Raw genomic sequence first — 20,952 nt, 5'->3', positions numbered from 1 at the left:
ACCCGCCCGGGTTCGCCTCCCACGGTCATCTCATCCGTCTGATCGTCCAGGCGCCGTAGGCAGTCTGGTCAGCTCGACGCCGAAGTGGTCGCGATAGGCGGCGAGAGTCTCGGCGTCGGTGGTCAGGTGCCGCTCCTGGCGGTCGTTCCCGGTGGTCCGGATGAGCAGCCTGTCGCTCAGCGTGTCCCGTCCCGTCTCGGTGAGGATCGAGCAGATGAGAGACCGGGTGAAGTGCGACTTGGGTGAGGTCTGATGCCACCAGCAGGTCGCCTCGAAGTCGGCCATGGCGCGCGGCCGCTGTTCGAGACGGTATTCGAGCGTGCCGTCCTTCAGCACGTCGAGGTCTCCGTCGCCGGTCTCGGCGATGCGGAAGGTGCCGCCGGGGTCGGGCTGGTCGGTGCGCAGGTCGAGGCGGAGCGGGTAGCGGCTGAACCTGCCGAAGCCGACGTCGACGAGCCACGGGCCGGAGGCGTCGTCCACCCGCAGGGCGAGATGGTCGAAGGGCGGTCCGAGGGTGTCGCCGCCGGACGCCCTGGCCGACAGCAGGGTCACCTCGTAGCCCAGTGAGCGGAGCAGCACGGCGAACGCGCCGTTGAGTTCGTAGCAGAAGCCGCCGCGGCGCCTTTCGACCACCTTCTCGACCAAGGCCTGCTCATCGAGCACGACGGGTTCACCGAGGTGGATGCTCAGGTTCTCGAACGGGACCGTCAGCAGGTGGCGCAGTTGCAGTTCGCGCAGCGACTCCATGTCCGGGATTGAGGGGCGGGCGGCGCCGATCCGCTTCAGGTATTCGTCCATGGTCCAATTCACTCACACCGCGAACCACTCGTGCCATCGGCCTTTGGACCTAGGCTCACGGAAGCCGTTCAGGACAGCAGGTGCTCCCGGCCGAATTCGGCGAACTGCCTGCGCAGGGCCGACCGTGCCGCTCCGGTCAGCGTGACGTAGCCGAGGTCACGGGCCGGACGCCACCACACCGGGTCGGCGCACTCCCATCGTTCGCGGCGAAGGCCCTGTTTGTTGACCTTGTTGGTGGCGGTGAGCGGCATCCGCGGCGTCAGCCGTACGAACAGCGGGGCCCACTTGGTGCCGAGGTCGGGCTGGGCGCGCAGGAACGCGGCGAAGGCGTCCGGGTCGAAGTCGCCGTCGAGCTCCAGGGTGGCCATGACCTGGTCCCCGGTACGGGGGTCGGGCACCGCGTAGACCGCGCACATGATCGTTCCGGGATAGCGGGCGAGGATGCGCTCGACGGGGCCGGCGGCGAAGTTCTCGCTGTCCACCCGGAGCCGGTCGGCGTCCCTGCCCGCGAAGTAGAAGTAGCCGTCGAGGTCGCGGTAGGCGAGGTCGCCGCTCCAGTACCAGCCGTCGCGCAGGCGCTGGGCGTCGGCCTCCGGGTTGTTGTAGTAGCCCTCGAAGGAGGCGTCTCGCCGGACGATCTCCCCGATCGCCTCGTGCCCGTTGACCAGCCTGCCGCTGCCGTCGAACCGTGCCCTCAGACACTCGTGGCCGGTCAGGGGGTCGTGAACGGCGACGTCCGTGCCCTCCGGCGCCACCCCGAGCGCGTCGGCGGGTGTTCCCGGCACCTTGCTGATCACGATCGCGCCCTCGGAGGAGCCGTAGCCCTCGATGGGCACGGCGTCGAACCGCCTGGCGAACTCGGCAAGATCGCGGGCGGAGGCCTCGGTGCCGAAGGCGGCCCGCAGGGGGTTGTCGGCGTCGTCGTCCCGCTCGGGAGTGGCGAGGATGTAGGCGAGGGCGCGGCCGACGTAGTTGAAGTAGGTCGCGCCGTACCGGCGGACGTCCGGGAGGAAGGCGGAGGCGCTGAAGCGGCGGCGCATCGCGACCGTCCCGCCGGCGTGGGTGACCATCGCCAGATTCGCCATGATCGCGTTTCCGTGGAACAGCGGCATCGCGAGATACGCCACCGATTCCCTGCCCAGCCCGAACAGCGTGCCTCGCTCCGCGATGGCCGCCAACCGGCCCTGCCCGCAGATCACCGCCTTCGGCGCCCCCGTGGACCCGGAGGTGAACAGCAGGAGCAGAACGTCCTCGGGTCGCGGCGGTTCCTGCCCGCCGACGATCGCCCTGACCTCGTCGCCGGTACGGCGGGCCACCAGATCTTGGTAGCCGGGGGTGTCCACGCGCAGGATCCGATCCGGTGCGACCCCGAGGTCGAGGCCGTCGATCAGGGCCGACCGGCCGGAGTCCGTCACGATGAATCGGCAGTCGGTGTGGCGGATGTCCCGGGCGAGTTCCTCCCCTCGCCTGGTGGGGTTGATGCCGACCAGGGCCGCACCCGACAAGGCCGCGGCGAAGATCCACAGGACGTACTCGGGGACGTTCTCCAGCAGCACGCCGACGTGAAACGGGCGGCCGGGCTCTTTCAGCTCGATCGCCAGGGCCGCCCGGAGCTCCGCCTCGCGGACGAGCCGGGCCCAGGTGTAGCTCTCGTCCTCGAAGCGCAGGCCGATGTGCTCGTCGTCGGCCCGCGCCCGGACCAGGTCCGCGAATGTCGCCACACCCGGATCTTGAGCAAGTGCTTGGTCAAAGTCAATCCTTCATGATCCGCGGAAGGCGGAAAGACCTGCGAAACAGGCCCTGCGACCCGTGAGACGGCTCCCGCGGACCAAAGGCCTACATCGCGACGGCGCCGCCGCTCACCCTGGTGCGCCCGTCGGCCGCGGCGATCGAGACCTTCAGCTCGCTGGGCCGTCCCATGTCTGCGCCCTGAATGATCGTGAACTCGTCCGAGCCGGTCCCTATGGTCCGGAGGTAGCCGCCGAAGGCGGCGGCCGCGGCCCCGGTGGCCGGGTCTTCGACGACACCGCCGACCGGGAACGGATTGCGGGAGTGGAAGCGCTCGTCGCTTTCCCGCCAGAACAGGTTGACCGTCGTCCAGCCCTCACGCGTCATGATCGAGCGCAGGCCGTCGAAGTCGTAGTCGAGGTCCGCCAGCCGTTCATGTGAGGCGGCGGCGAGCATCAGGTGGTCGTTCCCGCCGAAGGCGACGTGCGGCGGGAACGCCCTGTCCAGGTCGTCACGGGACCAGCCGAGCGCCGCGAGCGTCTCGTCCAGGACCTTCTCGGCCACCGGCGCCGAGCGGGTGGGCACGCTGGTGAGCGTCGCGCGCAGCACCTCTCCGTCGACGAAGGCGTCCACGACGATCTCGCCCGCGTTCGTGTCGAACACCAGCCGCCCGGCGCCGATCCGCTCGGCCAGGGCGACCGAGGTGGCGATCGTGGCGTGACCGCAGAACGCGACCTCGGCAGAGGGGGCGAAGTAGCGAACCCGGAAGCCGCGGCCCTCGCCGTCGCGACCGGTCACGAAAGCCGTCTCGGAGTAGCCGACCTCGGCGGCGATGGCCAGCATCTCGGCGTCGGACAGGGCCTCGGCGTCAAGAACTATCCCCGCGGGGTTCCCACCCTCGGGGTCGCCGGTGAAAGCGGCGTAGCGCAGGATCTCAACATTGTTCGTCACACTCACGCAACCTACCGGGCCCCGTTCGGGGCCCCGGCACCTCCCGGACCCCTGACGCCACCCGGGAGAAGGGACGTCAGGTGGACAGGCGTCGGACCTTTCAGGTGGACGCGGCGACGGAGGCCCGCGAGACCGTCTCCGGCGACTCCACGGCGGCCCGGGAGACGCGGCGGCCCCAGGGCATGGCCAGGGCCAGGATCGGCAGGAGCACGATGGAGCTCTGAGCCCAGGCGGAGTGCAGTTCCCACCAGGTGTCGGTGTCGAACTGGGTCATGTAGAGGTAGCCGTATCCGCCCCACACGGACACGCCGATGATGACGGGCCAGGTGAAGCGGGTGGGGCGGGCGATCAGGAACGGCATGAACCACATCAGGTACTGCACGCCGAGACGAGGTGTGGTGATCATGAAGGCGAGCAGCAGGGCCGTGGTGAGGTCGACCGGGTCGGCGCGGCGCCACAGGAACGCCACCACCAGCAGGGTGATGTAGATCAGCCTGGTGCCGAACGTGACGATGCCGGGGGCGAGCGTCCAGTCGCCACCGACCTTGAGCGCGGCCCAGCCCCAGTCTCCGACGATCGGGCGGATGTACTGGATCTCGTGGATGACCTCGGGAATCTGACTCAGCGAGGTGCCCGCGAAGATGGGCAGGGTGACCAGGAAGAAGAGCGGGACGACACCGGTGACGACGAACGCGGCGATGCGGGCGCGGAAGGTCGGCAGCAGCAGGAGCATGCCCGGGATCAGCCAGATCGGCCAGCTCTTGGCGCACAGGGCCAGGCCCATCAGCAGGCCGGCGAGCACCGCCCTGCGGAGAACCGGCTTCTCACCGGGGCGGGGCGCGATCGTCCGGCGCACCACGCCGGCCGGGCTCAGGGCATGCCGTACGGCACCGCCGACACCGAAGGCCGAGACGCCTCGACGCACTCGCGCGATCACGTCGGGGACGTCGACCGCGACGCCCCGCCGGTCGGGGCTCCCGGGGCCACGGGCGACCACGAACGCCGCCACGCCGAAGACCAGCGCGACCGGCTCGACCTGACCGTGAACGCAGGCGACGAGGATGGCCAGCGGGTTGCAGGCGTACTGGAAGGCGCGCAGCGAGGCGGCAGGACCACCGGCGAGCTTTCCGACCAGCGGGATCAGCGCCATGTCCGCCACCACGGTGACCAGTCGGCCGCCGACCTCCCACGGGATGCCGAGCCAGAGCAGTAGGCCGTACACGTAGGGGATGGTCGGCAGGAAGTGCCAGCCGCTGTCACTGCCGAGAACGGGATCCTCACGTCTCAGGATCGCCTCGCCCGCGGGCTTGAAGCTCTCCATGAAGTCGACCGGTTGCCAGGTGTCGATCGCCGAGGTGGTCATGATGAGCAACCGGAACCCGATTCCGACCGCGAGCACGACGAGAAGCGATGGCCGCCAGTTTCTCCATTGCGCGACCAGGGCGAGCACGACACCTGTGACGAGGACGATCCCCGTGAGAATTGCGTAGTCCATGACGGTTACAAGAGTGCCGGAACCTGCGGGCGACCACCCACCCGGTCCAGAAAACGAGACCAGTCTCTCAGCTTTCATTACACAGAGGGGTATGATTATTACATTAAGTAATCAATGGGAGTGGAGATGACCACGACACCGGGGGGCGAGCCGAAGTCGTTCGGCAGGTGGCTGGCTCGGATACCCCCGCGCGTGTGGATCGCGCTGATCCTGGCCGCGCTCGGCGTCGCCTTCATCGCGCAGAATCGGATCAAGGTTCAGATCAGGTGGCTCATGCTCACCGTGACCTCGCCGCTCTGGATCGCGCTGCTGGTCGTGATGCTGATCGGCCTGCTCGTCGGCCTGCTGATCCGGTGGCGGTCCCCCAGGCGGAAATGAACGCCGCGGGAGACCTCGCCGCCGGGAGTCCGTCTCTCCCGGCGGCGAGGGGCTTCTCAGAAGCCCGCGGTGATGCGGGTGAACTCCCAGTCGGCCTGGGCGATGCCGCTGCAGTGGGAGACCACGCCGCCTCCCGGGCAGGGACGGTCACGGTTGACCGCCCAGTACGCCAGGCGGGTCAGCCCCTTGGACCTGGCCCAGTTGGTGATCTGGGTCCACGTCTGCGGGGAGGTCAGCTCCCGCTGGTCGGACAGGCCGTTCATGCCGGAGATGCCCATGTGCGCGTAGGCCTGCGCGTCGGTCCAGCCGTTGGCCGACTTCAGCGCGTTCTTCAGGCCCTCCGCGGCGTTGACGGTGTCGCTGTAGATGTCGGAGCCGCCGAAGTCGAACGGCATGATCGTGTAGTTGTCGATCGGCACGCCCAGCGCCCTGGCCTGGTTGATCAGGCGGATGCCGTGGGAGTTCGGGCCGCTGGTGGCAGTGCCGAAGGTCACGACGACCTTGACGCCGGGGTTGTTCTGCTTGACGATCTTCAGGCCGTTGAGGATGCGGTCCTGGACGGTGTAGTTCTCGAACTCGTCGGTGTTCTCGATGTCGAAGTCGACCACCGCCGGGCCGACGGCGTTGATGACCTGCTGCACGGCGCCGGCGAAGGCCGCCGGGGTGGAGCAGTTCGGGCCGAGCTTGTTGCCCTGCCAGCCGCCGAAGGAGATCTGGACGCTGCCGCCCTTGGACTTGATCGTGGAGATCGCCTGAGCGTCGGCGCCGCCGGTCAGCGGCCGGTTGCCGTCCCAGGCCGGGGTGCAGCCGCCGCTGGAGAGGATGAACGCCATCGTGAACGACCTGATGCCGGTCGCGTCCATGACGGTGCCCGGGTTCGGCGGGTTGCCCCAGCCCATGTAGAGGTACGGCGCGCCGGGCATCTTGCCCCCGGTGGGCGGGCAACCGTTGGGCGGGCAACCGGTGGTGGTGCCGGTGACCGGGTTGCCGGCCCCGGAGAGGTTCCCGGCGGCGTCGCGGGCCCGGACGGTGTAGGTGTAGCTGGTCGAGGCGGCCAGCCCGGAGTCGGTGACGGAGGTGCCGGAGGCCGTGGTCACCAGGGTCGAGCCCCGGTAGACGTTGTAGCCGGTGACGCCGACGTTGTCGGTGGAGGCGTTCCACGCCAGCGAGACACTCGACGAGCTCGTGCCGGTCACGCGGAGGCCGCCGGGCACGCTGGGCGGTGTGGTGTCACCTCCGCCGGAGGCGACCTTCCACAGGGCGGGGACGTTGGGCGGCTCCCAGCCGGGCTGGGAGGTGTGGCTCTGGATGCACTCGTAGTCGACGCCGTTGTAGGTCACCCGGGCACCGGCGGTGTAGGCCGTCCACGCCTGCCACTGGGGTGCGGCGAACAGGACGCCCGCCTGATGCGCGGCGGACGGGACGCCCGTCTGGGGCGCGGCGTTCGCGGCGGTGGTGAACCCCGCGAAAGCCGTAGCCAGGGCGGCGAGTACGGCGAAGGCCGTACGACGTAGGACGCGAAACTTCACGTTGACCTCGTTGGTTCGATGGGGGGGTGGCCGTACGGCTCGCGCCCCGTGGGGGGTGCTCCGCGCGGCGAAACGGGGAGGCGCGGGCGCGAGCCGTACGACTGGCAGGGCTCGGTCCCACCCCGCAGGAAAGGCGGGACCGAGCCGTGGATCAGCGGAGGCCGTCGTCCGTGACGGTGACGGGAACGTCGGCGCCGCCGAGCGTGAGCGGGACCGCGAGAAGACTTGCGGGCGCAGTCAGGAAAGGTGTGCGGAAGGCGTTCCGCGTGATCGCCCCCACGAGGGGGGACACGAGGATGAAGCGGTGATGTGAGGCGTCATGGCGGCAGGAGTTTCACGCGACGACGGCCACTGCCATCGGATATTCGCAGCTCATCACGGGGTTTGACGGTGGCGAACGGGTCATGGCGGCTCCCATTCGAACTTTCTTTTAGGAAAGTTTCCTAAGAGTTGTCGCGATCGTAGCCTTGACAGACCTTCTCGACAAGGCCCAAAAGATTCGGGCCTCGACCGGCCGGCCGAGCACGTTCCACGTGCTTTCGGACTCCGGAACGGCGAAGGTCCCGCACGGCACGCGCGTGCCGTGCGGGACCTTCGCGGCATCAGGCCATCACTTCGGAGAGCGGTTTGCGGACCAGGGCGGGGACCTCCGCGTCATGTGCCGCGTAGCCGACCGGGAACAGGATGTAGGGCCGCTCGTTGCCCGGTCTCTGGCAGATCTCGGTCAGGAACGCCATCGGGTTGGGGGTGTGGGTGAGCGTGGACAGGCCCATCGAGTGCAGGGCCGCGATGAAGAAGCCGCAGGCGATGCCGACGCTCTCGTTGACGTAGTAGTGCTTGACCTTGGTCCCGTCGGGGCGCACGCCGTACTTCTCGGCGAAGCAGACCACCAGCCACGGCACCGTTTCGAGGTAGCCCTTGTCGGAGCCGGTCTCCAAGGGAGCCAGGGCCGTGCGCCACTCCGGCGTCAGCCGCCCGCCCTCGTAGTTCTGCCGTTCCTCGATCTCGGCCGCCTGCCTGATCCGCCTCCTGGTCTCGGGATCACCGATCACGACGAACTTCCAGGGCTGCTGGTGGGCTCCCGACGGGGCGGTGTTCGCAGTCTGGATCGCCAGCTCCACGCACTCGCGCGGCACCGGCTCGTCGCTGAAGAACCGCACGCTCCGGCGGCGGTCCATGTGCTCGTAGAACTCCCGGCCCCGCGACACCATCTCGGACTCGGGGTAGCGCGCGGGCCGGTACGGGATGAACGGATGGGAATGGTCTCGCACCACGATCGTCTCCATTTGTTGCCATATATGCAGGCGTAGTCTGGATCGCAGCCGCAGGCCGGGCAACACACCGGCCGGTTCACTGCCAGATCGTCAGCGTGGAGTACGGCTCATGGCCCGGAGGTGGACAGATTGGCAGTCAGGAGAAGCGGCCTGGACGAGCTCGACCGCAAGATCCTCCATCTGATCAGGGAGCGCCCCCGGACCGGTCTGCTGGAGATCGCCCGCCTCCTCGGCGTCGCCCGGGGCACGGTCCAGGCCCGCCTGGACCGGATGGTCGCCGACGGCGTGATCACCGACTTCGGCCCCAGCCTCTCCCCCCGCGCCCTCGGCTACCCTGTGCAGGCGTTCACCACCCTGGAGGTCGAGCAGGTCTCCCGCGCCGACATCTCCACCGCCCTGGAGGCGATCTCCGAGGTTCTGGAGGCCCACATCGTCACCGGCCCCGGCGACGTCTGGTGCCGGATAGCCGGCCGCGACCACGAGCACATCCAGCAGGTCATCGATCGGACCCTGGCCATCCCGGGAGTACGGCGAAGCAGCACGGTCATCACCCTGTCGACCGTGGTCGCCCACCGGGTCCAGCCACTGGCCGACGGCGCCTGAGCCCGCCGCACGGCCCGCTGAGCGGGAATCCGCTCCGGCAGGACTCCTTCACGAAAGGCGGTGCCGGCTCTGGAGTGGATTACGGGTGACGAGCTCGGGGAAGCGGCTGAAGTCACGATCGACAGTCCACAACTCACGGATGCCGTGCGTGGCACACAAAGCCGCGATCCGTGCGTCGTGGACCATCGGACCGACAATCTTGCCCGCCTCAAGCAATGACCGAAGCGCTTCCCAATGGTTGTCCGCCTCACCGATCACCACGAGGGACGGCGAACCCAGCCAGGCGTCGATCTGCGCGAACGCCTCCATCGAGGTGCTCGGTGGAGCGTACACACGCGGGTGAGTCACGATTGAGAAGAACTCGTGAACGCACGGCCACGGAATCGCCCATGACGCCCTGCCCTCGGCCAGCGCCTTCACCGCCGATACGGCACCGTCGTGGAACCGGCTGTCGCGACGGTGTGCGTAGACCAGGATGTTCGTGTCCACGGCGATCACAGGCGATCTCCATAAGCCAGGGATCGGATGTCCTCCCACGAGGCGTCTCGAACCCGAGGCTGCAAGCCGTGCCCGTCGACGGCCATGTCGGGCAACGTGTAACCCTCGTCTCGCACCCGCCGGGCGAGCGCGAACCGCAGACCCTCCTCGATCAATGCCCGCAGGGTCGTCCCCTCAGTCTGAGCCACCTGGCGAGCCTGTTTCAGCAGTGCGTCGGGGATGTCCACGGTCGTTTTCATACTGCTAGCCATACCCATGGAGCAATATTCCCATACAGCTTTACTCTCCGTATTGAATTCAGCTCATAGTGTGCACGGCCATCGGTGCCACTGACATACAAAAAGGATCCTGTGCCGCAATATGACGCCGATCGCAGGGCTCCACGTACGGCTCAGCGTGAGCCGTACGTGGAGCCGGTGGAGAGGGGTCAGCCGGTCGGGAAGTCGTCCGGGGTCCTGACCCGGTCGCGGACCCAGGATCCGGCCGGCTTCAGCCGCGAGGTGCCGGTGAAGGGCCCGCCGGGACAGGTGCCCGTGGTGAACACGGCCCCCGAGCGCTCGTCGTCGGAGTAGTTCCAGTTGACCCAGCTGATCTTCTTGCTCGCCATGAGGTCGATGTACTGCTGGGCCCTGCTGAAGTTGTTGCCCCCGTCGCCGCTGGCGGTCTGGGTGCCGAACTCGGTGACGAACATCGGGATGCGGTCGGCCGCCCGTGACAGCGCGTTGAGGTACTCGGCACCGTGTGAGGCCGCGTAGAAGTGGAAGGTGTACATGATGTTGGAAGCGTTGACCGGGTTGTTGACGACCTCGGTCTCGGTCGCGTCGTCGGAGACGCCCAGAGAGGACCAGGCGCGAGTGCCGACCAGGATCGGGGTGTCGGGGTCGTTGGCCCGGATCACCGGGATGAGCTGCTCGGCATAGCTCTTGATCTTCGCCCAGCTGACCCCGTTGGGCTCGTTGGCGATCTCGTAGAGCAGGTTGGTCTTGCTGTTGTGCCGCTGGGCGATCTCGGTGAAGAAGGTCTTCGCCCTGGACAGGTTGACGTTGGGGTCGCCCGGGGTGAGCATGTGCCAGTCCACGATGGCGTACATGCCGCGCGAGGTCGCCTGCTCGATCAGGTTGTGCACCCGGTCGGTGAACAGCCGGGGGTTGGTCTCGTAGCCGCCTTCCTGGATATACATCGAGATGCGCAGCACGTCCGCGTTCCAGTCGGTGGCCAGCGCGTTCAGCGAGGCCGTGTTGAGGCACTGGTAGTACCACTGCAGGCCGTGGGTGCTCATGCCGCGCAGCTGGATCGGGTTGCCGCTGCTGTTGCACAGCTTGGTCCCGCACACCCGCAGCTGGCCGTTGACCTGGGCCGGGGTACCGCCACCGGCCCGCGTCGTCGCCGTCACCGGCGCGCTCCGGTCCGACTCGTTGCCGGACGGGTCGCGTGCGGTCACCGTGTAGGTGTGGGTCGAGGAGGCGGCGAGCCCGCCGATCGTGGCCGAGGTTCCGGTCACGGTGGCCACGACGGTCGCGCCCTCACGGACCCGGTAGTCCCCGACCGTCCCGCTGTCGTCGGTCGAGGCGCTCCATGCCAGGCTGATCGAACTCGATGTCGTGCCGGTGGAGCGGAGATCGCCCGGGACGCTAGGCGGCGTGGTGTCGGCGGGACCGCCGCCGGTCACCGTGAGCCGGTCCAGGTTGGGGCCGCCGTTGGCGGTGACGGCGGTCGCCCGCACGGTGTTGGCCCCGGCGACCAGGGGCGCGTCGACCGTGACCTCCTGCCAGTTCGTCCAGGCTCCGGTGCCGTTGAACGCCTTGGCCGCCGAGACGACCGTCCCGTTGACCGCGATGTCCATCGGCCTGTTCACCGTGGTGCCGTTGGCGAATCTGAAGGCCAGCGCGGCGTTGCCCGCGGCGGTGGCGTTGACGGTGAACTCGACGTGGCTTCCCGCCACGTTGGTGTAGTCGACGAACCCGGTGCCGGTGAACCCGGCGTGCTTGGTGTCCACGACGCCCTGGGAGATCAGGGCGTTCTCCGCCTGATATTCGCCGCCCGAGGCGGCCATCTCGACGTCGATGCAGTCCAGGTTGGGGCCGCCGTTGGCGGTGGTCGCGACGGCCCTGATCGTGTTGGCGCCCGCGTTCAGCGGTGCGCTGATCGTCGTTGCGGCCCATGTGGTCCAGGCGCCGGTGCCGTTGAAGGCTCGGCCCGCCGCCACCACCGTGCCGTTCACGCTGATGTCCATCGGCCGGTTGACCGTCGTCCCGTTGGCATAGCGCAGGGTGATCGTCGCGGTCCCGGCGACCGGTGCGTTCACGGTGGCCTCGACATAACCGCCGATCACGTTGTCGTAGTTGACGAAACCGGTCCCGCTGTAGCCCGCGTGATCGGACTCGACCGCGCCCTGGGAGACCGTCGCGTTCTCGGCTTCGTAGCGGGTGGGCGCGGCCTCGGCGCCGCCTGGAGCCAGCAGTCCGAGTAACAGGGTGGAGATCGCGGTCAGGCTGAGAAGTCGCACGGAGCGTCGCATGGTTGCTCCCTGTTGGGTGGTTGCTCCCTGATGGGGGTGACCAAGGTGACCAAGGAGTCCACGTCCGGACGCGGACGCGGAGGGCCGAACCGGGAGGGTTCGGAGGTGGCTGACGCGGAGTTGCCGACGTTATCGACCGGCCTGGCGAGCGGGAGGGGCGCGGGCCATCGGATCTCTTCCGTCAAACTTGTTAGGAAACTTAACTAACAATTGATCGGAGAGTAGGACCCTCGAAGCGGAATGACAAGACCCAATCGGTGACGGCTCCGGCCGGCCGAAGCCGGGGCGGCAGGGGGACCGCAGATACCCGTCAGGGCGATAAGTACCTTTTGGGAGTACGGTGAGGGTGCATCACGCAACACCCCCTGGAGCACCACTATGTTCTTCGGCATCACCGACATATGGACCTATGTCATCGGCGCCTTCTTCATCATCCTGCTGCCCGGCCCGAACTCCCTTTACGTGCTCGCCACCGCCGCGCAGCGCGGGGTGCGGCAGGGATACCGGGCGGCGATGGGGGTCTTCGTCGGCGACACCGTCCTGATGGTGCTCGCGGCGGCCGGGGCCGCCTCGCTGCTGAAGTCGACGCCGATCCTGTTCAGCGCCGTCAAGTACGCCGGGGCCGCCTACCTGGCGTGGATCGGGTTCCAGATGCTGAGGGGAGCCTGGCGCTCCTGGCGGGCCACCGGGACCGTCGAGGCCGCCCCTGCGCCGGAGCGGGGCTCGGAGAACCCCTTCCGCAAGGCCCTGGTGATCAGCCTGATGAACCCGAAGGCGATCCTGTTCTTCATCTCGTTCTTCATCCAGTTCGTGGACCCCGCCTACGGCGTGCCCGCGCTGTCGTTCGCCATCCTGGGGGCGATCTGCCAGCTGTTCAGCGCGCTCTACCTGTCGGCGCTGATCTTCAGCGGGACCTTCCTGGCCAACCAGTTCCGGGCGCGCCGCAAGCTGTCGGCCGGACTGACCAGCGGGGTGGGCGCGCTGTTCATCGGCTTCGGGGCGAGGCTGGCTACCGCGACGATTGGTTGACCTTGATCGCCACGCTGACGAGAGAGAGGAACAGGTCGGCGTCGGCCTTGCCGTCGATGGTCATCGCCACCCATCCGGCGTCCGTGCCGGGGGTGACGCGCCGGCAGTCGGTGAGCACCCGGGCCCACCGGTCGATCACGTCGGTGGTGAGCAACAACTCCGCGGTGTGATCCCCGGACATCCTGACGATCTCCCGGCCCCTGGCCCGGAATCCCAGCCCCTTGCGGGTGCGTTTCAGTGCCAGATCGGGCCAGCGGATGAGCTGGGCCGCGACGTTCGCGACACCCTCGGTTGACCGTCCGGACGTGTGCGCGCGCACTGCCATGTCTAAATCGTCGCGGACTGGACCCAATTGGGAAAGCTCCTGTTTCTGAACTGTTACGGGCGCCGTCCTTCGAACGGCCCCGGCTTCCAGGGACACCCGGCCGCTCGCCGCGGGAAACCCGGCGGTGGCCTCGGACGGCCATACGGTATCGCGAGGTTATAGCGAAGGCATTGTTTCCCTTCAGGTACGGTAAGGGGTCGGCGAACGCGGGAGTGACCCTTCCGTAAGCCCATATGACAGACCCGGCGTGGTGGGCAATCCCACTCCGGGGTAGGCGCGAATGCTCAGCGCCGGTCCTTCCACCGTCCCGTGGAGTGTCATGAACCATCCACCCGTTACCCTCCCCCGCCTGACCTCCCTGGTCCGGCAGGCGGTACCGAAGCTGCTGGAGGGCGTGGTCGCCCCCCTTGCCGTCTTCTACGCCGCGCTGGCCGTCCTCGGCCTGAACGGAGCGCTGATCGCGGCGGTGAGCTGGGTGTACGCGGGGGTGGGATGGCGGTTGATCCGGCGGATCCCGGTGCCCGGAACGATGATCCTCGCCGCCATCGCGATCACCGCGCGGGCGCTGCTGGGTCTGTGGACCGGGAGCGCGGTGATCTACTTCCTCCAGCCCGAACTGGGCACGATCTGCATCAGCATGGCCTTTCTGGCCTCCATACGGCTGAACCGTCCGCTGGTGCAGAAGCTGACCCTCGACTACATCCACCTTCCCTCGTCGGTCCTGAAACACGAGCGGGTTCGCCGGTTCTTCGCCCGGATCACCCTGCTGTGGGCCTTCGTGCTGCTGGCCAACTCCACGGTGAGCATCTGGCTCCTGCTCCACCAGTCGATCGGCACCTATCTCCTGGTCCGCACCTCGGCCGTGGCTCTGATCAGCGGCCTGGCGGCGGCCGTTTCCCTGTACGCCTTCCGCCGCGTCCTCGGACGCCTGCACCACGAGCCGGCCGCCACCCCTGCCGCTTAGGGCGTTCCCACCACCGTCCCGCCCGCGACGGCGGGACCGTGCATCGTGCCCGGCGGGGCGCCTCCTCCTGAGGTAGTGGGACCCCCCTGACCAAAGTAGGGGGGCGAGACAGCCGATCGCGGGATGTGGTGACCCCCGTCGTGTTTTTACGGTCGGTGTGACGGCCCCCGAGAGATCTCGGGGGTGCGGCCTGCGAATCTTGGGGTCTTCCCCGATGCCCGGAGAGCGGCGGGTCGTCAGCGTGCTGTGAGACAGTCCACCGACAACCGACAGGAGCGCCGCTGTGACACAGGCCATCCTCGATGCCGTCCACCAGGCGATGACCTCACCTTGGATCTATCTCGCGCTGTTCGCGCTGGCGATGCTCGACGGGTTCTTCCCCGTGGTCCCCGCCGAGACGTCCGTCATCACGGCGGGCGTGTTCGCCGCCGCCACCGGCGCGCCCAACATCGCGCTGGTGATCGTGGTGGCGGCGCTGGGCGCGTTCACCGGCGACCACATCTCCTACATCGTCGGGCGCACCACCAATGACCGGCTGCGCAACGGCAAGCGCAGCCGAAAGGCGTTCGCTTGGGCGGAGAAGGCCCTGGCCGAGCGCGGCGGGCTCGTCCTGGTGGTGGCCCGCTACATCCCGGGTGGCCGTACCGCCTGCACCCTCACCATGGGCGCGGTCGCCTACCCCAGGCGTTCTTTCGCCTTCTTCGACGCGATCGCCGCCTCCTCCTGGGCGATCTACTCGGGCCTGATCGGTTACGTGGGTGGCGCGGCCTTCGAGAACGACCCGATCAAGGGCCTGCTGCTCGGACTCGGTGTCGCCCTGTCGATCACCGCGGTGGTCGAGGTGGTCAGGCACGTACGGCGTCGCCGTACCGTCGAGGAGCCGAAGTTCGAGCCGGCCCTCGCCGTTCACCGTGACTGACGTTCGCCGTGACTGATCTGATGGACGAGGCTCACGCCCGCCTCCAGATCAAGGTGTGCCACCTGTCGTCTTCCTTGGCGGCGAGGATGAGCCGGTCACCGTCGAAGTTCAGCTCGCGGACCTGGGTGGTGCCGACGAAAGCCGGGTTGAGCGCCATCTCGACGTCGTGGGCCACCTGGCCGTCGCGGATCTCGTAGCGGCCCGAGTAGCAGAAGAACGACGCGAACGCCTCGGCCTGCGCGGCGGGAGGTGCCTGGCGGGGGGTCGCTCCAGGCAGCGGCGGGCGCTCGGCTCGCGCGACGGTCGCGCTCATATAGCCGTCGGATGTGTAGTAGAGCAGGCCCACCGCGTCCCGGCCGAAAGGATGAGAGACACGCCCGCCTCCATGGGAGATGCGCCACTCCACCAGCCGCCAGGCTCCGACCACATCCATGCCGTGAAGCTACGATAGACGAAGCCAGAGGGTCAACGGCCCCCGATCTCGATCTCGGGGAATTCCCGCTGAACTCAGGGAGAACCCCTATGGCTTCGGTGCCTCCTGCCGCGGGACGCTGCCACCAGTCCACCGAAGGACCATTCCCGAACGCCTCCGCAAGGCGTTCGGGAATCTCGCCGCGCCTTCACGCGCACAACCCGGCAGCCCGCCGAACGGAGTACCGATGGCCATGTCAACCGCCCCGGCGCTTGCCCTCATCGCCCTGTTCGAGGCGGCCCGCCGGGAGGTGGCGCGATGAGCGGGGGTCCGGTGCGGCGCTGGCCGGGCATCGCCGGAGTCGCCGCCGCCCTGGTCTCGATGGCCTACGCACACGTGGCCGCCGACGCGGTGAACCCGATGACCGGCCCGATCAGCGACTACACGCGGTTCGACGCCGGCGCCTGGGCGACGGCCCTCGGCACGATCATGCTGGCCCTCGCCTCTCTGTGGGTCGCCTACGGCCTGACCCGGGTGGAGCCGGTGCGAGGCGCCGCGGCGCGCGTTCTCTTCATCGCCGCGGCGCTGGGGCTCCTGCTCACCGCGACGTTCCCCGCCGACCCCGCGCCCGGTGCCGCCTCGATCGGCGGGGAGATCCACAACTGGTCGGCGGCCGTGGTCTTCACCGCGTTGCCCTGCGCGGGCTGGATGCTCGGCCGACGGCTCGGGAAGCCCGCCCTGCCGGCCGTCAGCGCGCTGTCGGTGGTGTTCCTGGCCGCGTTTCTGGCCACCCAGCCGGGCTCGCTGACCGCGGGTCTGATCGGCGGCCCTGACTACCACGGCCCGATCGAGCGCCTGCTCGTGCTTTCCACCATGGCACTGGTCTTCCTGGCCGCCCGTGGCGTGGGCGGCCGGGACGCCGTGGCCACGACCCGCCTCTCCCGGTGGCCGTCCGGTGCCGGTGCGATGGTCCCCGCACAGCCGTCCGCGGAGGAGGCACTGCTTCCCCGCAGGCCGGTCGGCCTCGGCTCCGCATGAGTCTCGGGCTCCGCCGCCGGAAGATCGTCCCTTAAGACATTTCTACCAGGCGGTAACAAATAAGACATATCCCGCTTACCGGCTCCCGTTTTACCTACGCTAACGTAGGTTACGGTTCCGTAGTTCGTGAGGAGAGCCTTTATGCGAGAGTTCAGTCAGACCGAGCTGCTGCTTGAGCTTGAGCCCGTTGTCGCCGGGGAGCTGAACCGGCATCTCAAGGTGGCCAAGGAGTGGTTCCCGCACGAATACATCCCGTGGTCGGAGGGACGCGACTACGACGGTGTGTTCGGCGGCGAGGCCTGGGTCGAGACTGACTCGAAGATTCCCGAGGAAGCGCGAATCTCCCTCATCGTCAACCTGCTGACCGAGGACAACCTCCCCAGCTACCACCACGAGATCGCCACGACATTCGGCCGCGACGCCGCCTGGGGCACATGGGTGCATCGCTGGACCGCCGAGGAGGGCCGTCACGGCACCGCCATCCGTGACTACCTGACGGTCAGCCGGGCGGTCGACCCGGTCGCCCTGGAGCGGGCCCGGATGAACCACATGGGAGAGGGGTTCACCAACGCCTACGAGGGAGTGCTCCACTCGCTGGCCTATGTCTCCTTCCAGGAGCTGGCCACCCGCATCTCGCACCGCAACACCGGCAAGGCCTCCCAGGATCCCAACTGCGAGCGCCTGCTCGCCAAGATCGCCGCTGACGAGAACCTGCACATGCTCTTCTACCGCAACCTGCTCAACGCGGCCTTCCAGCTGACCCCGAGCCAGACGATGCGCGCCGTCACCGACGTGGTGACCACCTTCCAGATGCCCGGGACCGGGATCGAGGGCTTCACCCGCAAGGCGATGGTCATCGCCAACGCCGGGATCTACGATCTGCGCCTGCACCTCGACGACGTCCTCATGCCGGTCCTGCGCCAGTGGGCCGTCTTCGACATGAAGGACCTCGACGCCGAGGGCGAGAAGGCCCGGGAGGAGCTCGCGGAGTTCCTCACCCGCCTGGAGGTCTCCGCCTCCCGCTTCGTCGAGCGCCGCGAGGCCCGCCGCGCCCGCCAGGCCGCCGAGGCCTGATCTCACCCTTTTAATCCGATTTAGTCCGGTTTTATTCGGTCGTTTTCCCGGCCTCGCTTCTCTCCAGCCGCCCTTTCCCCGGCTGCGTTTCGCCGGCCGCCTTTTCTCCGGGGACCGCCCGTACGCGGTCCCCGGATTTCTTGTCTCCAGGCCCGGATTGCCGCACACCCGGCCTCGGGTTCCCGCACACCCAGCCCCGGGTTCCCGCACACCCGGTCTCAGGTTCCCGCGCACTCAGCCCCGGGTTGCCGCACACCCGGGCCCCGTCCGGTTCGCCGCGGTCGACCGGACTCAGTCCTGGCCCGCCGGCCGCCGGTGCTCCAGCCGGCCGCCCTCGGCCGGCCACGGTATACGCACTTACAAGTGCGTACTTCCCGTTGAAGAGTGACTCTCCAATAGTTATGGCCATGCACATGGACCGACCGGCCACCACCGGCTCGGCTGAGGAGGATCATCATGGTTCAGCCCGCACCGCGTGCCCACATCGGCATCGGCGACACGACGGTCACCTACCTACCCGACGGCCACGGCTGGCTCAACCCCGCCGTGCTCTTCCCCGCCAGCTCACCTGACGGCTGGGCCACCCACGCCGAGTTCCTGAACGCCGAGGGGCGGTTCCCGGTCAGCATCGGCTCCTTCCTGATCCGCACCGCCGGCCGGGTCATCCTGGTCGATCTCGGCTTGGGAGCGGTCGACTTCGCCGTCCCGGACGTGGCGACCTTCAAGGGGGGCGAGCTCCTGAACGCCCTCGCCGCCGAGGGCCTGACCCCCGACGACGTCGACACCGTCGTCTACACCCACCTGCACCATGACCACGTGGGCTGGACCAGCGACCTCGCCCCGGCCCCCAATGCCCCCGCGGGCCAGACCGTCACCGGGCTGACCTTCAAAGGCGCCCGGCACCTGGTCAGCGAGGCCGAATGGCGACACTGGTCGGGCACGGCCGAGCTCGTCGGCCCCGACCCGATCGCGGTGCAGACACCCCTGGCCGATCGGATCGCGTTCGTCGCCGACGGCGAGGAGATCGCCCCCGGAGTGCGGATCCTGTCCACCCCCGGTCACACCCCGGGGCACAGCAGCCTGCTCGTCACCGATCCGGCGGGTGGTGACAACCGGCGCCTGGTCATCCTCGGCGACGTCATGCACTGCCAGGTCCAGGTCACCGAGAGCCACTGGACCTTCGCCTTCGATTTCGACCCCGATCAGAGCATCGCCACACGCGAGCGGCTGCTCAAGGAACTGGAGGACGGCAACACGATCCTGGCCGGCGGTCACTTCGCCGGGAGCGTCTTCGGCCAGGTCCTTCCCCCGGCGGCCCGCCGCGCCTGGGCCGGCATGCTCTCCGTCGGTTAGCGTACGGAGTTGACTTCCTCCCCAGAGCTGAAGTCCGGGGTCTCCACGCTCAAGGAGTTTCGATGACCGCTCCCCGCACTCGCCGCCCCCGGCCCGGAACTCCGGGCCAGGTGCTGGCCTGGTTGCCCGATGGCAAGCCCGCCGACGTCTACAGCGCTCCCTGCCCGTCGCGGGCGGCGCTGGACCGCATCGCGGACAAGTGGACCGCCCTCATCGTCGGGTCGTTGTCGACCGGGACCAAGCGTTTCAGCGAGCTGCGTGCCGCGATCGACGGGATCAGCGAGAAGATGCTCACCCAGACCCTGCGCAGCCTGGAGCGCGACGGCCTGGTGGCTCGCACGGTCTATCCGACGGTCCCGCCCAAGGTCGAATACCACCTCACCGACCTGGGGCTCACCCTGGAAGCTCCCCTGGCCGCCATCCGTGACTGGGCCGAGCGCCACATCAACGAGGTCAACACCGCCCGCCTGCGCCACGACCTTCAATCCCGCGGCACGGGCTGAGGCCGCGGCGAATCTCAGGCGGTCGTGACCAGTTCGCGGACCGGAGACCGGCCCGTCTCGGGCCGCAGGCGACGCAGGAAGGCCAGGATCAGCAGCGCGGCCAGACCGGTGGTGACCGGCGGGACCAGAAAGGCCCAAGGTCCGCCGAAACGGTCCACGAGCTGTCCGGCGACCGCCGCGCCGGCGGCGATGCCCAGGCCGATCGAGCCGTTGAGCCAGGTGAACGCCTCGGTTCTGACCTCGGCCGGGACCAGGGTCTCGACCAGGGTGTAGCCGGTGATGACGGCGGGGGCGATGACGAAACCGGCCAGGGCCGCCCCGCCGTACAGCGTGGGGATGGATCCGGCGAACGTCAGCGCGACGGTGGCGGCGGAGAGAAGGCCGATCGTGGCGGCCATCCGGACCGGGGCGCCGGTCCGCCAGTGGATAGCGCCGTAGAGGAGACCGCCGACGAAGCTGGCGCCGGAGAAGGTCGCGTAGATCGGCCCGGCCGCACCGGCCTGGCCGAGCGCGGCGGTGGAGGAGGTGATGCCGACCTGCAGGCTGCCGAAGACGGTGCCGAGCGCGACGAAGGCGATCGCCAGCACGGCCACACCGCGCAGGCCGAGCACGCCGCCCTGCGAGCGGACCCGGACCGGCATCGGCTCCGGAGCCCCCCTGCGGACCATGGCGAACACGAGGGTTCCCACCACGACCATGACCAGTGCCACCAGGAGGGCCCAGACCGGTGAGAAACCCGTCGAGATGGCCACCAGCAGCACCGGGGCGAGGGTGAAGGTCAGCTCGTCGGTGATGGATTCGAGGGCGAATGCCGCGCCCAGCTTCCCCGAGCCGCCGAGCACGTGTGCCCAGCGAGCCCGGACCATCGAGCCGATCTGCGGCATCGAGGCACCGGCCAGCGCGGAGAGGGTCACGAGCAGGGCGCTCCGGGCGTGGACGGAAGCGAGCACCAGCAAGACGCCCAGCGCGGCCGCGTGCACGGCGACCTGCGGGATGAGCACCTTCGGCTGGCCGTAGCGGTCGGCGAGCCGCCCGGTCTGCGGGCCGATCAGCGCCTGCGACACGGCCGCCGCCGCGGCGGCGATGCCGGCCACGCCGTACGAGCCGGTGGACCACTGCACGAGCAGGAGGATGCCGAGCTGCAGCATCGCGTACGGCAGGCGCGCGAGGAACGCCGGAGCGAGGAAACGCCAGGCGGCGGGAAAACCGAGCACGGCGAGATAAGACTTCATCGGGTCTCCGTCCGAGTCCAGACAGAGCGCCGCCCGGCCCGGGAGCGCACCGTCATGGTGGCTTCGACCGGGGTAGATACCGCCTATAGCGGCCGCCGTGCGGTCATTGCATGATGTATTCATTCAGAACACAACAATCACGCATCTTATGCCACAAACCAACCAAAATCGACCCTCCCTCCTCCTGCCGGCGCCCCTCGCCACCGTGATCTCCCCGCCCTAAAGCGATCACAAATTGGGCTTCCCCTCGTAACGTAGAGACATCGCCTTAAAGGGGGACGGCGATGGCAGAGACGCGACGGAAGTTCGATCAGGACTTCAAGGACGGGGC

The 20,952-nt window shown here is 68.6% G+C and carries 21 protein-coding genes; 9 read left to right on the top strand and 12 right to left on the bottom strand.

Features of this window, described 5'->3' with window-relative positions; all coding sequences use genetic code 11:
* Positions 1–30: 30 nt before the first annotated feature.
* The 4 genes from ACFY2X_RS45660 to ACFY2X_RS45645 all read right to left on the bottom strand — a co-directional run bounded on the left by ACFY2X_RS45660 (position 31) and on the right by ACFY2X_RS45645 (position 4,972).
* The gene (locus ACFY2X_RS45660; protein WP_389951268.1) at positions 31–798 is read right to left on the bottom strand and encodes an arylamine N-acetyltransferase; all 768 of its coding nucleotides are present in this window, start codon (positions 796–798) and stop codon (positions 31–33) included.
* 68 nt (positions 799–866) lie between these two features.
* Entirely contained in the window at positions 867–2,519 is a 1,653-nt protein-coding gene (locus ACFY2X_RS45655; protein ID WP_389951265.1) for an AMP-binding protein, read from the bottom strand.
* 115 nt (positions 2,520–2,634) lie between these two features.
* Positions 2,635–3,477, bottom strand: coding sequence for a PhzF family phenazine biosynthesis protein (locus ACFY2X_RS45650; protein WP_389951261.1), 843 nt, complete (start codon positions 3,475–3,477; stop codon positions 2,635–2,637).
* A gap of 100 nt (positions 3,478–3,577) precedes the next feature.
* On the bottom strand, positions 3,578–4,972 hold the full coding sequence (locus ACFY2X_RS45645) for a hypothetical protein (RefSeq protein ID WP_389951259.1): 1,395 nt from the start codon (positions 4,970–4,972) through the stop codon (positions 3,578–3,580).
* Between the two features lie 126 nt (positions 4,973–5,098).
* Here ACFY2X_RS45645 and ACFY2X_RS45640 point away from each other — a divergent pair, with 126 nt between their 5' ends.
* Positions 5,099–5,350 carry a lipopolysaccharide assembly protein LapA domain-containing protein gene (locus ACFY2X_RS45640; RefSeq protein WP_389951257.1) on the top strand — a complete coding sequence of 84 codons (252 nt, stop codon included), beginning with the start codon at positions 5,099–5,101 and terminating at the stop codon, positions 5,348–5,350.
* 56 nt (positions 5,351–5,406) lie between these two features.
* Here ACFY2X_RS45640 and ACFY2X_RS45635 read toward each other — a convergent pair whose 3' ends face one another.
* Together ACFY2X_RS45635 and ACFY2X_RS45630 are read right to left on the bottom strand one after the other, a co-directional pair.
* Positions 5,407–6,879, bottom strand: a complete 1,473-nt coding sequence (locus ACFY2X_RS45635) for a carbohydrate-binding protein (protein WP_389951254.1) — start codon at positions 6,877–6,879, stop codon at positions 5,407–5,409.
* Between the two features lie 602 nt (positions 6,880–7,481).
* Positions 7,482–8,153 carry a nitroreductase family protein gene (locus ACFY2X_RS45630; protein ID WP_389951251.1) on the bottom strand — a complete coding sequence of 224 codons (672 nt, stop codon included), beginning with the start codon at positions 8,151–8,153 and terminating at the stop codon, positions 7,482–7,484.
* Between the two features lie 120 nt (positions 8,154–8,273).
* On the opposite strand from ACFY2X_RS45630, the gene ACFY2X_RS45625 reads away from it, so the two are divergent.
* Positions 8,274–8,756, top strand: a complete 483-nt coding sequence (locus tag ACFY2X_RS45625; RefSeq protein ID WP_389951249.1) for an Lrp/AsnC family transcriptional regulator — start codon at positions 8,274–8,276, stop codon at positions 8,754–8,756.
* A gap of 48 nt (positions 8,757–8,804) precedes the next feature.
* Here the strand turns inward: ACFY2X_RS45625 and ACFY2X_RS45620 are convergent, their stop codons facing one another.
* From ACFY2X_RS45620 to ACFY2X_RS45610, 3 genes are all read right to left on the bottom strand, one after another.
* Complete coding sequence (locus tag ACFY2X_RS45620; RefSeq protein WP_389951247.1) at positions 8,805–9,254, bottom strand: type II toxin-antitoxin system VapC family toxin; 450 nt, start codon at positions 9,252–9,254, stop codon at positions 8,805–8,807.
* The gene (locus ACFY2X_RS45615; protein ID WP_389951244.1) at positions 9,251–9,493 is read right to left on the bottom strand and encodes a hypothetical protein; all 243 of its coding nucleotides are present in this window, start codon (positions 9,491–9,493) and stop codon (positions 9,251–9,253) included. The genes ACFY2X_RS45620 and ACFY2X_RS45615 overlap by 4 nt, the downstream gene beginning before the upstream one ends.
* A 188-nt stretch (positions 9,494–9,681) precedes the next feature.
* Positions 9,682–11,772 (bottom strand): cellulase family glycosylhydrolase, encoded by a 2,091-nt coding sequence (locus ACFY2X_RS45610; protein ID WP_389951242.1) that lies wholly within the window; start codon positions 11,770–11,772, stop codon positions 9,682–9,684.
* Between the two features lie 378 nt (positions 11,773–12,150).
* Between ACFY2X_RS45610 and leuE the strand changes: the two genes are divergently transcribed.
* On the top strand, positions 12,151–12,801 hold the full coding sequence (leuE, locus tag ACFY2X_RS45605) for a leucine efflux protein LeuE (protein WP_389951240.1): 651 nt from the start codon (positions 12,151–12,153) through the stop codon (positions 12,799–12,801).
* On the opposite strand, the gene ACFY2X_RS45600 is transcribed toward leuE, so the two are convergent.
* Positions 12,782–13,126 carry a luciferase family protein gene (locus ACFY2X_RS45600; RefSeq protein WP_389951239.1) on the bottom strand — a complete coding sequence of 115 codons (345 nt, stop codon included), beginning with the start codon at positions 13,124–13,126 and terminating at the stop codon, positions 12,782–12,784. The genes leuE and ACFY2X_RS45600 overlap by 20 nt on opposite strands.
* A gap of 319 nt (positions 13,127–13,445) precedes the next feature.
* Between ACFY2X_RS45600 and ACFY2X_RS45595 the strand changes: the two genes are divergently transcribed.
* Together ACFY2X_RS45595 and ACFY2X_RS45590 are read left to right on the top strand one after the other, a co-directional pair.
* Positions 13,446–14,090, top strand: a complete 645-nt coding sequence (locus tag ACFY2X_RS45595) for a VC0807 family protein (RefSeq protein ID WP_389951238.1) — start codon at positions 13,446–13,448, stop codon at positions 14,088–14,090.
* 283 nt (positions 14,091–14,373) lie between these two features.
* Positions 14,374–15,009 (top strand): DedA family protein, encoded by a 636-nt coding sequence (locus ACFY2X_RS45590; RefSeq protein WP_389951235.1) that lies wholly within the window; start codon positions 14,374–14,376, stop codon positions 15,007–15,009.
* A gap of 31 nt (positions 15,010–15,040) precedes the next feature.
* Here the strand turns inward: ACFY2X_RS45590 and ACFY2X_RS45585 are convergent, their stop codons facing one another.
* A complete protein-coding gene (locus ACFY2X_RS45585) occupies positions 15,041–15,442 on the bottom strand; it encodes a lipocalin-like domain-containing protein (RefSeq protein ID WP_389951233.1) in 402 nt (133 codons plus the stop codon).
* A 297-nt stretch (positions 15,443–15,739) separates the two neighbouring features.
* Between ACFY2X_RS45585 and ACFY2X_RS45580 the strand changes: the two genes are divergently transcribed.
* The 4 genes from ACFY2X_RS45580 to ACFY2X_RS45565 all read left to right on the top strand — a co-directional run bounded on the left by ACFY2X_RS45580 (position 15,740) and on the right by ACFY2X_RS45565 (position 19,389).
* Complete coding sequence (locus ACFY2X_RS45580; protein WP_389951231.1) at positions 15,740–16,459, top strand: DUF998 domain-containing protein; 720 nt, start codon at positions 15,740–15,742, stop codon at positions 16,457–16,459.
* A gap of 141 nt (positions 16,460–16,600) precedes the next feature.
* On the top strand, positions 16,601–17,533 hold the full coding sequence (locus tag ACFY2X_RS45575; protein WP_389951228.1) for an acyl-ACP desaturase: 933 nt from the start codon (positions 16,601–16,603) through the stop codon (positions 17,531–17,533).
* A gap of 456 nt (positions 17,534–17,989) precedes the next feature.
* On the top strand, positions 17,990–18,886 hold the full coding sequence (locus ACFY2X_RS45570; RefSeq protein WP_389951226.1) for an MBL fold metallo-hydrolase: 897 nt from the start codon (positions 17,990–17,992) through the stop codon (positions 18,884–18,886).
* 62 nt (positions 18,887–18,948) lie between these two features.
* Positions 18,949–19,389, top strand: a complete 441-nt coding sequence (locus tag ACFY2X_RS45565; protein WP_389951223.1) for a winged helix-turn-helix transcriptional regulator — start codon at positions 18,949–18,951, stop codon at positions 19,387–19,389.
* Between the two features lie 14 nt (positions 19,390–19,403).
* On the opposite strand, the gene ACFY2X_RS45560 is transcribed toward ACFY2X_RS45565, so the two are convergent.
* On the bottom strand, positions 19,404–20,621 hold the full coding sequence (locus ACFY2X_RS45560; protein ID WP_389951221.1) for an MFS transporter: 1,218 nt from the start codon (positions 20,619–20,621) through the stop codon (positions 19,404–19,406).
* Positions 20,622–20,952: the final 331 nt, after the last annotated feature.

Source organism: Streptosporangium sp. NPDC000396, assembly GCF_042898655.1.
GTDB lineage: Bacteria > Actinomycetota > Actinomycetes > Streptosporangiales > Streptosporangiaceae > Streptosporangium.
The sequence above is the reverse complement of the archived record's forward strand: the minus strand, read 5'-3'. Positions and strand labels throughout refer to the sequence as shown.